General features: G+C 70.4%; 11 protein-coding genes and 1 tRNA gene. 1 reads left to right on the top strand and 11 read right to left on the bottom strand.

The window, feature by feature from the left end:
- Positions 1 to 244: 244 nt before the first annotated feature.
- Together ilvA and MT347_RS04735 are read right to left on the bottom strand one after the other, a co-directional pair.
- On the bottom strand, positions 245 to 1,474 hold the full coding sequence (gene ilvA / locus MT347_RS04730; RefSeq protein WP_243498563.1) for a threonine ammonia-lyase: 1,230 nt from the start codon (positions 1,472 to 1,474) through the stop codon (positions 245 to 247).
- Positions 1,471 to 2,661: an AI-2E family transporter gene (locus MT347_RS04735; protein WP_243498565.1), complete on the bottom strand. Its 1,191-nt coding sequence runs from the start codon at positions 2,659 to 2,661 to the stop codon at positions 1,471 to 1,473. The genes ilvA and MT347_RS04735 overlap by 4 nt, the downstream gene beginning before the upstream one ends.
- 72 nt (positions 2,662 to 2,733) lie before the next feature.
- Between MT347_RS04735 and MT347_RS04740 the strand changes: the two genes are divergently transcribed.
- Positions 2,734 to 3,975: a winged helix-turn-helix domain-containing protein gene (locus tag MT347_RS04740; protein WP_243498567.1), complete on the top strand. Its 1,242-nt coding sequence runs from the start codon at positions 2,734 to 2,736 to the stop codon at positions 3,973 to 3,975.
- A gap of 37 nt (positions 3,976 to 4,012) precedes the next feature.
- On the opposite strand, the gene MT347_RS04745 is transcribed toward MT347_RS04740, so the two are convergent.
- The 9 genes from MT347_RS04745 to MT347_RS04785 all read right to left on the bottom strand — a co-directional run bounded on the left by MT347_RS04745 (position 4,013) and on the right by MT347_RS04785 (position 12,288).
- Entirely contained in the window at positions 4,013 to 4,582 is a 570-nt protein-coding gene (locus tag MT347_RS04745) for a LemA family protein (RefSeq protein WP_094734002.1), read from the bottom strand.
- Between the two features lie 147 nt (positions 4,583 to 4,729).
- Positions 4,730 to 4,802: transfer RNA gene (locus MT347_RS04750), tRNA-Leu, on the bottom strand.
- Between the two features lie 115 nt (positions 4,803 to 4,917).
- On the bottom strand, positions 4,918 to 6,306 hold the full coding sequence (locus MT347_RS04755) for an FAD-dependent oxidoreductase (protein ID WP_243498569.1): 1,389 nt from the start codon (positions 6,304 to 6,306) through the stop codon (positions 4,918 to 4,920).
- A gap of 8 nt (positions 6,307 to 6,314) precedes the next feature.
- A complete protein-coding gene (locus tag MT347_RS04760; protein WP_243498572.1) occupies positions 6,315 to 7,661 on the bottom strand; it encodes a S8 family serine peptidase in 1,347 nt (448 codons plus the stop codon).
- The gene (locus MT347_RS04765) at positions 7,658 to 8,176 is read right to left on the bottom strand and encodes a DUF501 domain-containing protein (protein ID WP_243498574.1); all 519 of its coding nucleotides are present in this window, start codon (positions 8,174 to 8,176) and stop codon (positions 7,658 to 7,660) included. Before MT347_RS04765 ends, MT347_RS04760 begins: the two co-directional genes overlap by 4 nt.
- A gap of 170 nt (positions 8,177 to 8,346) precedes the next feature.
- Entirely contained in the window at positions 8,347 to 8,946 is a 600-nt protein-coding gene (locus MT347_RS04770) for a septum formation initiator family protein (RefSeq protein WP_243498576.1), read from the bottom strand.
- A 301-nt stretch (positions 8,947 to 9,247) separates the two neighbouring features.
- Entirely contained in the window at positions 9,248 to 10,528 is a 1,281-nt protein-coding gene (gene eno / locus MT347_RS04775) for a phosphopyruvate hydratase (RefSeq protein ID WP_243498578.1), read from the bottom strand.
- A gap of 193 nt (positions 10,529 to 10,721) precedes the next feature.
- A complete protein-coding gene (locus tag MT347_RS04780) occupies positions 10,722 to 11,390 on the bottom strand; it encodes an O-methyltransferase (RefSeq protein ID WP_243498581.1) in 669 nt (222 codons plus the stop codon).
- 31 nt (positions 11,391 to 11,421) lie between these two features.
- Positions 11,422 to 12,288: an SGNH/GDSL hydrolase family protein gene (locus tag MT347_RS04785; RefSeq protein ID WP_243498583.1), complete on the bottom strand. Its 867-nt coding sequence runs from the start codon at positions 12,286 to 12,288 to the stop codon at positions 11,422 to 11,424.
- Positions 12,289 to 12,330: the final 42 nt, after the last annotated feature.

Below are 12,330 nucleotides of genomic sequence, written 5' to 3' on the forward strand. Positions count from 1 at the left end.
CGCGCCGGGACACGTCAACACACCGGTGCGCGAATCATCAACCGTGGCGGAGGCCGACCCACCGGCGTAGAAAGCACACCCCCAAGCGACGCGTTCGGGGCGAACCTCGCCATTCGGGGCGTGAGAATCCCGCCCCGAAGGCATGAATCCGCCCCAAACCGGCGCGCGACAGACCCGGGGCCCGCCGACGCGCACCGGGACACCCCCGGTGTGCCGCGCGCGCACCGGCTCGACGGTCGGCGCGTCAGTCGGGGACGACGGTCGCGATGAACCCGGCCTCTTCCAGCGTTGCGATGACGAGGGCGCGGTGCTCGGCCCCGCGCGTCTCGACGCTGAGCTGCAGGATGACCTCGCTGATCTGCAGGCCCTGCCCGTGGCGGGTGTGGAGCACCTCGATGACGTTCGCACCGACCCCGGCCAGCAGCTCCGACACTCGCGCGAGCTGCCCCGGACGATCGGGCAGCGGGATGCGCAGCGACATGTACCGTCCGGATGCCGACAGCCCGTGCGCCACGACGCGTTGGAGCAGCAGAGGGTCGATGTTGCCGCCCGAGAGGATGGTGACCGTGGGGCCGTGCGCGGTGATCTTGCCCGCGAGGATGGCGGCCACACCGACGGCGCCGGCCGGTTCGACGACCTGCTTCGCGCGCTCTAGCAGGACGAGGAGCGCGCGGGCGATGTCGTCCTCCGTGACGGTGACGACCTCGTCGACGTACTGTCGGATCAGCTTGAACGGCAGGTCGCCGGGACGGGCGACCGCGATGCCGTCGGCGATGGTCGGAGTGGTCGCGACCTGCAGCGGATAGCCCGCGGCCAACGACGACGGATAAGCGGCGGAGTTGTGCGCCTGCACGCCGATGATGCGCACCTCACGCCCCTCGGCGGCGGCGCGGGCCTTCACCGCGGCCGCGACGCCGGCGGCCAGCCCGCCCCCGCCGATGCCGACGATGACGGTCTCGAGGTCGGGCATGTCTTCGACGAGCTCGAGGCCGAGCGTGCCCTGCCCCACGATGATGTCGCGGTGGTCGAAGGGATGGATCAGCACGGCACCGGTGCGTTCGGCGAACTCGGCGGCCAGACGCAGCGGGGTCTCGACGGTCGCGCCCTCGAGGATGACCTCCGCGCCGTAGCCGCGGGTGGCGAGGAGCTTGGGCACGGGCACACCCAGGGGCATGAAGATGGTCGCTGCGATACCGAGCTGCTGCGCGGCGAGGGCGACGCCCTGCGCGTGGTTGCCCGCGGAGGCGGCGACGACGCCGCGGGCGCGCTCCTCCGCCGTGAGGCGGGAGAGGCGGTAGGTCGCGCCGCGGATCTTGAACGAACCGGTGCGCTGCAGGTTCTCGAGCTTGAGGTTGACGCGGACCCCGAGGAGTTCGCTGAGGTGCAGCGACTCGTCGAGAGGCGTGCGCGTGATGATGCCGCGCAGAGCCTGCGCGGCATCTTCGAACTCGGCCAGGGTGGGAGTGTCGTTCATGATCTCCTTGCGCGTTCGCGCGGGACGGTCTGCCAGATGAGATCTCTGGATGCCAGGGCTTCCCCCTCGTGCTGCCACGCCTTCGAGCTGAGGTAGACGGCGACGACGTTGACGAACGCGGCCAGGGGCACGGCGAACAGCGCACCGGCGATGCCGCCCACCATCGCACCGCCCGCGACCACGAGGACGACGGCGAGGGGATGCACCTTGACGGCCGAACCCATCAGGATCGGCTGCAGGATGTGACTCTCGACCTGCTGCACGCCGAGGACGACGATGAGCATGAACAAGGCGATGAGCGGGCCGTTGTAGACGAGTGCGATGAACACCGCCAGCGCCCCGGTGGCCACGGCGCCGACGAAGGGGATGAACGCGCCGAGGAACACCAGCACGCCGATGGGGATCGACAGGGGAACGCCGAGGAGGAAGGCGCCCAGCCCGATGCCGACCGCATCGATCGTGGCAACGAGCAACTGGGTGCGCGCGTAACTCTTGACGGTGCGCCAGCCGGCGCGCCCGGCCCCGTCGACCGCCGGTCGGGCGACCCGGGGGAACAGCCGCGTCGTCCAGCGCCAGATGCCGCCGCCGTCGGCGAGCAGACACAGCAGGATGAAGAGGGTGAGGAGAAGCCCCGTGGCGACGTGACCCAGCGTCGTGCCGATGGCCAGGGCTCCCGTCCAGAGCACTTCGGCCTGCTGCTGCAGGAAGGAACCTGCCTGGGTGAGCCCGTCATCGATCTGCTGAGCGCTGAGATGCAACGGTCCGTCGATGAGGTACTGCCGGAACTGCGCGACGGCGTCGATGGTGCGCGACCGAACGGAGCCGAACTCGCGAGTGATCTGCCACACAGCCAGCCATACCAGCCCCGTGATGATCGCGATCGTCCCGAGCACCGTGACGACGATGGCGAGCCACTTCGGCCACCGATGGCGAAGGAGGAGGGAGAACCCCGGCCACACCAGCGCGGTCACCAGGATGGCGACGAGCAGCGGGATGACGAGGAGTTTGAGCTGGATGACCACGAAGACGACGACCGCGATGGCCGCGGCGATCACCAGCAGACGCCACGCGTAGGCGGTGACCTGACGTAGCGCGGGCGGCACCGGCGGTTGCAGATCGCTCGAGACGGTGCGTCGTTTGAGGGCGTCGAGGAACGATCCGCGATGTTCGGGATCGGTACCACTCATTGGGCAAGCCTACCGCCGCCCTGCGACATCGTCCGCGGGGCGGTGTCGGTGGTCACGGCTACCGTGAGATGCATGACGACGACCCTCCGTCGCGCCGAGGCGCGCCGCATCGCCCTCGCCGCTCAGGGCTTCGCCCGACCGCGCCCCGCCACGGTCGGCACCCGCCAGGTCGCCGCTGCGCTGCACCGCATGCGCATCCTGCAGATCGACTCGGTGAATGTCTTCGCGCGCTCGCATTACATGCCGCTGTTCGCCCGACTGGGTGCGTACGACACCGCCGTGCTCGACAAGCTCGCCTTCTCGCGTCGGCCCGCGTGGATGGAGTCCTGGGCGCACGTGGCATCCCTCGTGTCGGTCGACGACTGGCCGTTGCTGCAGTTCCGCCGCGACGACATGCGTCGTAAGTACGGCGCCGATGCGTGGGCGGAAGCGAACCAGCCCCTGTTGCAGTGGCTGCGCGACGAGCTGGCCGACCGCGGACCGCTGCGTCCGGCCGAGATCGACCACGACGCCCGCAGCGGTGCGCGCGGATCGTGGTGGGGCTGGGACGACGTCAAGAACGGGCTCGAACGGCTCTGGTTGTTCGGCGAGGTGGCGATCGCCGGGCGACGCGGGTTCGAACGGCGGTACGCGCTGGCATCCGATGTCCTCCCCGCCTCCGCGCGCAAGACGACGGTCCCCCGCGCCGAGGCGATCACCGAGCTCACGCGCCGCGCCGCCCTCGCCTACGGTGTCGCCACGGCCTCCGATCTCGCCGACTACTGGCGCATCCGCGATCGTCCGGCGGTGCTCGCCGGCATCCGGGAGCTGGTCGACACGGGTGAGCTCGTCCCGGTCGAGGTCGAGGGGTGGCAGGTCGCGGGGCGTCCGGCCAAAGCGTGGCTGCATCGCGACGCCGCCCGCCCCCGAAAAATGGATGCCGCGGCCTTGCTCACCCCGTTCGACCCGGTGGTGTGGTTCCGCGACCGCGCCGAACGACTGTTCGACTTCGACTACCGCATCGAGATCTACACGCCTGCTCCGCAGCGCCGGTTCGGCTACTACTCACTGCCCGTGCTCGTCGGCGACGACGTCGTGGGCCGTATCGATCTCAAAGCCGATCGCGCGTCGAGCGCGCTGCGCGTGCAGTCGGCGTGGTGGGAATCTGGCGCTCCCCCGGATGCCGCGGAACGCATCGCCGGAGAGCTCCTCACGGCCGCGCGCTGGCAAGGTCTGGACCGCGTGACCGTCTCCCGGTGGGGCGACGCGTCCGACGCCCTCGCCGGAGCACTCGCGGCAGAACGGCACGAGCACCCCGACGGTCGCCGGAACTGACGCGCCCCCTCCGCCGGAGCGAAGGGGGCGCGTTCGGTCAGAACTGCACGCGGGGCGGTTCCGCGATCGCGGCGCCGTCGATGACCTCGAAGAACTCGCGCTCGTGGAAGCCGAGCTGGCGTGCGAAGAGGTTGTTGGGGAACACTTTGATCTTGGTGTTGAGCTCGCGAACGCCACCGTTGTAGAAACGGCGCGACGCCTGGATCTTGTCCTCGGTGTCGACGATCGAGTGCTGCAACTGCAGGAAGTTCTGGCTCGCCTGCAGTTGCGGGTACGCCTCGGCGACGGCGAACAGCGACTTCAGCGCCTGCTGCATGTGCCCCTCGGCGACCCCGGCCTCGGCGGGGCTCTGCGCCGAGAGCGTCTCAGCACGGGCACGCGTGACGTTCTCGAACACGGCCTTCTCGTGCGCGGCGTAGCCCTTCACCGTCTCGATGAGGTTGGGCAGCAGATCGGCACGCCGCTTCAGCTGCACCGTGATGTCACTCCACGCCTCGTCGACGCGGACGTTCAGCGCGACCAGGGCGTTGTAGGTGGCCCAGAGGTAGATCCCCGCGATCACCAGGATGCCGACGATCACTATGACCGGTACGAGCCACTCCCACATACGTACGTCCCCACACTTTCGTTCGAGAGATTGCCCCTCAGTGTAACTGCGGGGTGGGCGGGCGCCGGGCGGTGCGACGGACTCTCAGGGGATGTGGATCGAGGGGGCATCCGCCGCTCCGAGGGGGTTTCCGCTCACACTCGCGTGTACCCCCGGTGGGACTCGAACCCACACTGAAGCGATTTTAAGTCGCCTGCCTCTGCCATTGGGCTACGGGGGCCCGGCCTCCACCGTATCGCGGGCCGGCGTGGCATCCCGTGCGCAGCGGAACGGCATCCGGAAGCGCCGAGACCCCCGCACCCGTGACGGGTGCGGGGGTCTCGAAACGCGGGGCGTTACTTGGCCGCGACGGGCTCGGCCTTCTTCTCGGCCGGGGCCGGAGCGTCCGCTGCCGGAGCGGCGGGACGCGGGCGGGCGGCGAACTCCTCGAACGCGGCGCGGGGCTGCTGCACCGCCTCGAGCGAGACGACCTCGCGCCCGTGCAGGAAGTTCTGCACCCAGTCGCCGATCACGCGGAACTTGCGCTCCCACGTCGGCATGGCCAGGCCGTGGTACCCGCGGTGGGCGAACCAGGCGATCAGACCGGTCAGGGCGATGTTGCCCGACTGGAACGCGCCGTTGTACAGGCCCAGGCCGGCGACGGCACCGAGGTTCTTGTGGAAGTACTGCTTGGGCTCCTCACCGCGCAGCACCGCCACGATGTTCTTCGCCATGAGCTTGCCCTGGCGGACCGCGTGCTGGGCGTTGGGGACGCAGAAGCCGCCCACACCGCCACCCGACAGGTCGGGGACAGCCGAGACGTCACCGGCGGCCCAGGCGCCCTCGACGATGTCTTCGTCGGTGCCGACGCGCAGGTCGGGGCGGGTGCGGATGCGACCGCGCTCCTCGACGGGCAGGTCGCTGCCGCGCACGACGGTGGGGTTGGCCATGACACCGGCGGTCCAGATGATGAGGTCGGTCGGGAGGTTCTCTCCGGTGGAGAGCTCCACGACGCCGTCGACGGCGCCCCTGACCTGTGTGTCGAGGTGCACGAACGCACCCTTCTTGGCCAGGTCGGCGAGGACCCACTCGCTCGTCTTCTGCGACACCTCGGGCATGATGCGCCCCATGGCCTCGATGAGATGGAAGTGCGTGTCGTCGAAGGCCAGAGTCGGGTACTGCTTCAGCAGCGACGAGGCATAGGCACGCAGCTCGGCGAACACCTCGATGCCGGCGAAGCCGCCACCGACGACGACGACGGTCAGCAGACGGTCGCGCTCGGGACCGGCGGGCAGCACGGAGGCCTTGTCGAAGTTCGAGGTGAGGCGATCGCGGATGGCGACGGCCTCTTCGATGGTCTTCAGGCCGATCGCGTTGTCGGCGATGCCCGGGATCGGGAACGTGCGCGAGACGGCGCCGGCGGTGACGACGATCTGGTCGTAGCCCTGCGTGAACGACTCGTCACCGGCGATGGGGGTGATCGTCGCCGTCTTGGAGGCGTGCTCGATGCCCGTGATCTTGCCGGCGATGACCGTGGTGCGCTTGAGGTGGCGGCGAAGGCCCACCACGACGTGACGGGGCTCGATCTCACCCGCGGCGACCTCGGGGAGGAACGGCTGGTACGTCATGTACGGCAGCGGGTCGACGAGCGTGACTTCGGCCTCGTTGCGGCCGAGGAGCTTCTCGAGCTTCCACGCGGTGTAGAAACCTGCGTAGCCCCCACCGACGATGAGGATTCTGGGCACGGTAGTGGTCACGATGGGAGGGACTCCTCGTTAATGTTGCGGCTCGGCTCGCGGGAGGTGCGTGCCTGTCGGGATCGCCGGGCAGCAGCGGTGACGCCGAGCGCAATCATTATAGCGGCCAGCGTGGCAGCGCCGAGCGGCAACGACCCGTAGAGCACGCTATCGCGCGACGGCAGCAGAGGCGAACTCGCTTGGGGACCCGACTCGACGGGCGGAAGCGGAGGGATCGTCACGGGGCTGGCGCTCGGCTCGGGAGACGGCTGGGCATCAGCGCGGCGGTAGAGACGGACCCACTCGGTGAGGCTGCCCAACGGGTTCTCGGTCACGGCGGCGACCGGGCTCGACGACACCGCCCGAGCGGCATCCACCAGTCCGTAGCCGTAGAGCTTGTCGGGAGTGGTCGATGCGCCGGCGGCAGGTCTCGCCGTCTGGATCAGCCGGTTCAGCACGTTGTCGGCGTCGAGCTCGGGGTGTGCGGCGCGCACGAGCGCCGCGATACCGGCCACGATGGGAGCCGCTCCGCTCGTCCCGTTCCACTGCACCAGCGTGCCGTCGGACGAGACGCCGATCAGCCGCTCACTGGGGGCCGACAGACCGATCGTGATGCCCTGCGTCGACGCGCTGTTACTCGCCGCACCGCTCGGATCGACTCCGCCCACGGCCAGGACCCCCGGGATCGTGGCGGGCGCGCCCACGCGGTCGGTGCCGCTCCCCCGGTTGCCCGCGGCCACGACGACGACGACGTTCTTGTCGAAGGCGTACTGGAACGCATCGTCCCAGCTGCGATCCCAGTCGAGCGTGTTGGTGGTGAGCGACAGGTTGATGACGGTGGCGCCGTTGTCGACGGCCCAGGTCATGGCTTCGGCGATCTGCTCGGTGAACGACTTCGACGTCGTCGCCCCGAACCCCACCGAGATCGACAACAGCTCGGCTTCGGGCGCGACGCCGATCATGCCGCGACCGTTGCCGGTTCCGCGGGAGGCCGCGAGCGAGGCGACCCAGCTGCCGTGGTTGGCGTCCACCGCACCCACGGGAGTGCGTCCGTCCGAGGAGCCCACGCCCGAGACGTCGATTCCGCCGACCACGGCGCCGCTGAACTCGGTGGGCCCTCGGCCGATGCCCGTGTCGATGATCGCGATCTTCTGCCCGGCACCGCGCGTGGTCTTCCACGCCTCGCGCACCCCGTACTGATCGAGCCAGTACTCCGCGGCGCGGACCGAGTCGGTCGGGTCCTCGGCCACCGGGCCCGCCGGGGCCTGCGGGGCGGAGGGCGCGGAGGCACCTGGCGTCGCCGCCGCGCCCGTCAGCACCGCCACGAGGATGACGGACGCCACGGCGGCGACGACGCGCTTCATCCTCCGGTCCCGGGGCTCTCGCACTGGCAGCGTTCGGGTGACCAGGTGCCGCGCTCGAGCGCGCGGTCGCCGATCGGGTTCACGCCGGGGCCCACCGCCAACGAGTGTCCGGCGAGGGCGTGCAGGCACTTCACGCGCGTCGGCATGCCCCCGGCGGAGATGCCGGCGATCTCGTCGGGCTCGCCGTACGCGGCGCGGTCGTCGAGGTATGCCGCGTGCGCCGCCCGGTACTGCTGCTGGAGCTCATCGCTCTCGGCGAGCTCGTCGGAGAACTCCTTCATCACGTGCCCGGCCTCGAGCACCGACATCGCGGCGGTGGCGGCAGGGTGGGTGAGGTAGTAGAAGGTGGGGAACGGGCTGCCGTCGTCGAGGCGCGGCGAGGTCGCCACCACCGTCGGGTTGCCGCACACGCACCGTGCGGCGACGCCGACGACGCCGCGCGGGACGCGACCGAGCTGCGCCTTCAGCACGGCGAGATCGGCGTCGGAGGCGGGGGGAAGCGGTGCGGTAGTCATCGCTCTCAGGGTACCCGGCCGCCCTCGACGGCTCACGCGGGCGCCGAGAAACGGCATCCGCGCCCGGAAACGCCTCGAAAATATCTCTCTGCCGGGGCGATTGCGTTTGTCGGCGGAGTCGAAGACGTTCTTCCGTGCCCGCGGACTCGCACGTGCCGGTCGGGGAGCACTCAGCCGGCGGGCGTCTCGGGCGGAGGAGTCGGGTCGGGAACGCCGATCGTCGGCACGGCGACCTGGGCGGCGCCCGCCGCCGCGACCGAGCGGACCAACTGCGCCATCCAGTCGGTACGGGTCTGGCCCACGGCGTCGCTCACGTCGCCCTGTTCCTGCGGCGTCGAGGAGGCGGGCAGATCGTTGTCGATGAGGTAGACCACCTCGCCGGGGAACGTGTATCCGAGGCGCTCCCTCGCCTGCGTGCGGATGTACGCCGGATCGGCCCACCGATCGCGCTGCATCTGCAGGTCTTCGACCTCGGACTGGCTGATCCGCACCGCGCCCTGCAGCGCCTGGATCTGCTGCCGCTGGTCCATGTAGGTGCCCACCGTCGGCACGAGCACGAAGGTGCCGAGAACGACGAGCCCGAGCATGATGACGACGAAGCCCGAGACTCGCACCCGGCCGAGCCAGTCGCGTACGTCGACGCGGTGTTGCGTCGCCGTCGGTGACGGCGTGCGGATGGGCCGCGAGGCGGTTACGCGCTTTGCTGACGTCTTCGCCGGAGGAGCCTCGGATGCCACAGGGCGGCGGGGAGGCAGAGTCGGTCGCTCCATGCCCATCCCTTCGTTCCGTGCACCGGTCATCCCGGCCGCAGGCGAGTCTACGGCGCGGCGCGGGGGCGCCCCGTGGACGCGCCGGAACCCGGGCATCCACTCAGACTGAGCCCGCGAGACCCGGCGAGCGAGCTGCACCTGAGGCATCGAGCGGGCCCAGCTGCGAGCCCGATGACTCGGGTACCGCGTGCTGTTGAGATCGCCCGATCGCCTCAGGAGGATCCCGCCGTCCGTCGTCGACCTCGGACGGGAACGACGAAGGAGGGGAAGCCTTCCGGCTCCCCCTCCTCGGATCGGACGATCAGCCCTTGAAGCGGGGGAACGCCGAGCGGCCCGCGAAGACCGCGGCATCGCCGAGGTCCTCTTCGATGCGGAGCAGCTGGTTGTACTTCGCGACGCGCTCGCTGCGGGCGGGGGCGCCGGTCTTGATCTGACCCGCGTTGACCGCCACGGCGAGGTCGGCGATCGTGGTGTCTTCGGTCTCGCCCGAACGGTGCGACAGCATCGAGGTGTACCCCGAGCGGGTGGCCAGGTTGATGGCATCCAGCGTCTCGCTGAGCGTGCCGATCTGGTTGACCTTCACGAGCAGCGAGTTGGCGATGCCGAGGTCGATGCCCTTCTGCAGACGCTGGGGGTTGGTGACGAACAGGTCGTCGCCGACGAGCTGCACCTTGGAGCCGATGGCATCCGTCAGCTTCTTCCAGCCGTCCCAGTCGTCTTCGGCGAGCGCGTCCTCGATCGTGACGATCGGGAAGTTGGCGACGAGGTCGGCGAAGTAGTCGACGAGGGTGTCGACGCTCCACTCCTTGCCCTCGACGGTGTAGACGCCGTCCTTGAAGAATTCGGTGGCAGCGACGTCGAGGCCGACGGCGATGTCCTGACCGGGGGTGAAGCCGGCCTTCTCGATCGCGCGGATGAGGAAGTCGAGGCCCTCGCGGTTGCTGGGCAGGTCGGGGGCGAAACCGCCCTCATCGCCGAGACCGGTGTTGTAACCCGCCGACTTCAGCTCGCCCTTGAGGACGTGGTAGACCTCGGTGCCCCAGCGGAGCGACTCGCTGTAGGTGTCGGCGCCGATGGGGGCCAGGAAGAACTCCTGGAAGTCGATGCCGTTGTCGGCGTGCTCGCCGCCGTTGATGACGTTGAACAGCGGCACGGGCAGCAGGTGGGCGTTGGGACCGCCGAGGTAGCGGAACAGGGGCAGGTCGGCGCTGTCGGCGGCGGCCTTGGCGACGGCGAGCGAGACACCGAGGATGGCGTTGGCGCCGGTGCGCGACTTGTTCTCGGTGCCGTCGGTCTCGATGAGGATCTCGTCGATGATGCGCTGCTCGCTGGCCTCGACGCCCTCGATGGCGGGGCCGAGCTCGTCGACGACGGCGGCGACGGCCTTCAGCACGCCCTTGCCGCTGTAGCGGGTCTTGTCGCCGTCGCGCAGCTCGTAGGCCTCGAACGCGCCGGTGGACGCGCCGGAGGGGACGGCCGCCCGCTGGACGATTCCGTCGTCGAGGAGCACCTCCACCTCGACGGTCGGGTTACCGCGCGAATCCAGGATCTCGCGCGCGTTGACAGCCTCGATAAGTGCCACGAAGGACTCCTCGTTGGTTCTGGGGAAAGAGGGCGGAGCGTCGTCGGTCCGTCGTCGAGTCTAGTGACACGGGGTGGCGGGCGTGGGGTCGGATGCCACGGAGCGACGCGGTGACCGAGGTGGCCGAGCCCGTCGAAGCCGTGGTGACCCGAAGGCCCGGTCCCCCGACAGGCTCAGGGACCTCGCATCCGGACTAGGGAGCCGCGGCATCCACCACGATCGCCAGCGCGATGCCGTCCCAGCCCTTGCGATCGAGGGTCTGCAGGGCGGTGGCGTCGAAGCGGGGGTCGGTGCCGAGCATCTCGACGCCGCGCCGCGCGCCCTGCACCTTGGTGTCGGGGGTATCGGCGTCGGCGACCTCTCCGGCGCGCACGACGTTGTCGAGCACGACGACCGTCCCCGGACGGCCGAGACGAGCGGCCCAGTCGAGGTAGACGGTGTTCGACTCTTTGTCGGCGTCGATGAAGACGAGGTCGAAGGGCTCGCCGCCATCGAGACCGGGCAGTACGTCGGCGCCACGGCCCACGCGGATCTCGACCCGCTCCGACACCCCGGCACGCTCGAGGTTGGCGCGGGCGAGTTCGGCGTTGACCGGCTCGGCTTCGATCGTGACGACCACGCCCCCCGCACCCACGGCACGGGCGAACCAGATCGTCGAGTACCCGCCGAGGGTGCCGACCTCGAGTACTCGGCGGGCTCCCGCGATGCGGGTCAGCAGGTGCAGGAATTTCGCGTTGACCGGGGCCACTTCGATTGCGGGGAGCCCGGCGTCGTGCTGCGCCCGCAGCGCGGCATCCAGGGTCGGGTCGTCCCCGATCAATACGGTGGTGAGGAAGGCGTCGACGTCGTCGGGGGTGGGCACCCTCCCAGCCTGTCGGCGGGGACCCCGGGGGTCAACGCTCGTCGCGCAGGTGGGCGGGGTCGGTCGGTCGACTGCGCGTGAGCCGGGACTCCGGTCGGGCCCGTCCGTCCACGGTCTCCAATGCCGCGAGGACGGCGGGCAGCAGGGCCTCCGCCGTGCGTCGGTAGCCGAGCGCACTGGGGTGGAAGCGGTCCACGCTGAACATCTCGTCGGGTTGCTCCGCGAACACCGGGCCGACCGCTCGCGAGAGGGCGACGACGCGACCCCCGGCCCGATGCACGGCGGAGGCCTGAGCTGCGGCCAGTTGTCGAGACGAGCGTGCGGCGAGCGCGCGCAGGGGCTGGGGAATCGCGCGCAGCGTCCCGAGGTCGGGACAGGTCCCCACGACGACCGGGACGTCGGCGGCGCGTAACGCGCGCACGATCTGCTCGAGCTGCTCGGCGGAGCGGGATGCCGCGACGCGGTGCGTCACGTCGTTGCCTCCGACGACGATCACCGCGGCGTCCGGGCGATAGTCCGCGGGGAGGGAGGCGAGTTGCGCCGCCAGTGCCGACGTCTCGGAACCGACCACCGCGGCGGTGCGCAACCGCACCGGTCGCCCGGCCTCGCGCGCGATGCCCTTCGCAAGACGCGCGCCGAGCGTGTCACGGCGGTGGTCCGCGCCGAGGCCCGCGGCGATCGAGTCACCGAGCAGCAGCAGCTCCACCGGCGTTCCCGGATGCTTTTTGCGCCGCCACACGCGGTCGGCGTCGAGCGCCTGCTCGCCGAGGGGCTTGCCGATGCGGCGGCGGGCGATCGCCGCCTGGCGGGTCACCAGGGTGCGCACACCCACGACCCCGGCGCCCACGACGGCCATCACCGACGCTGCAGCCAGGGTCACCGGACGACGTGCGCGCATGGACCGATGACACCTCGCGGGGGTGAACGACGGGTGTCCCGG

The organism is Microbacterium sp. VKM Ac-2923 (genome assembly GCF_022815605.1).
In the GTDB taxonomy this organism is placed as follows: Bacteria; Actinomycetota; Actinomycetes; order Actinomycetales; family Microbacteriaceae; genus Microbacterium.

Bases quoted from the DNA above. Each gene is read 5' to 3' on its own strand.
- MT347_RS04770 (WP_243498576.1), bottom strand. From the start codon at position 8,946: ATGGAGCGACCGACTCTGCCTCCCCGCCGCCCTGTGGCATCCGAGGCT.
- ilvA (WP_243498563.1), bottom strand. From the start codon at position 1,474: ATGAACGACACTCCCACCCTGGCCGAGTTCGAAGATGCCGCGCAGGCT.
- MT347_RS04785 (WP_243498583.1), bottom strand. From the start codon at position 12,288: ATGCGCGCACGTCGTCCGGTGACCCTGGCTGCAGCGTCGGTGATGGCC.
- MT347_RS04765 (WP_243498574.1), bottom strand. From the start codon at position 8,176: ATGACTACCGCACCGCTTCCCCCCGCCTCCGACGCCGATCTCGCCGTG.
- MT347_RS04740 (WP_243498567.1), top strand. From the start codon at position 2,734: ATGACGACGACCCTCCGTCGCGCCGAGGCGCGCCGCATCGCCCTCGCC.
- MT347_RS04735 (WP_243498565.1), bottom strand. From the start codon at position 2,661: ATGAGTGGTACCGATCCCGAACATCGCGGATCGTTCCTCGACGCCCTC.
- MT347_RS04745 (WP_094734002.1), bottom strand. From the start codon at position 4,582: ATGTGGGAGTGGCTCGTACCGGTCATAGTGATCGTCGGCATCCTGGTG.
- MT347_RS04760 (WP_243498572.1), bottom strand. From the start codon at position 7,661: ATGAAGCGCGTCGTCGCCGCCGTGGCGTCCGTCATCCTCGTGGCGGTG.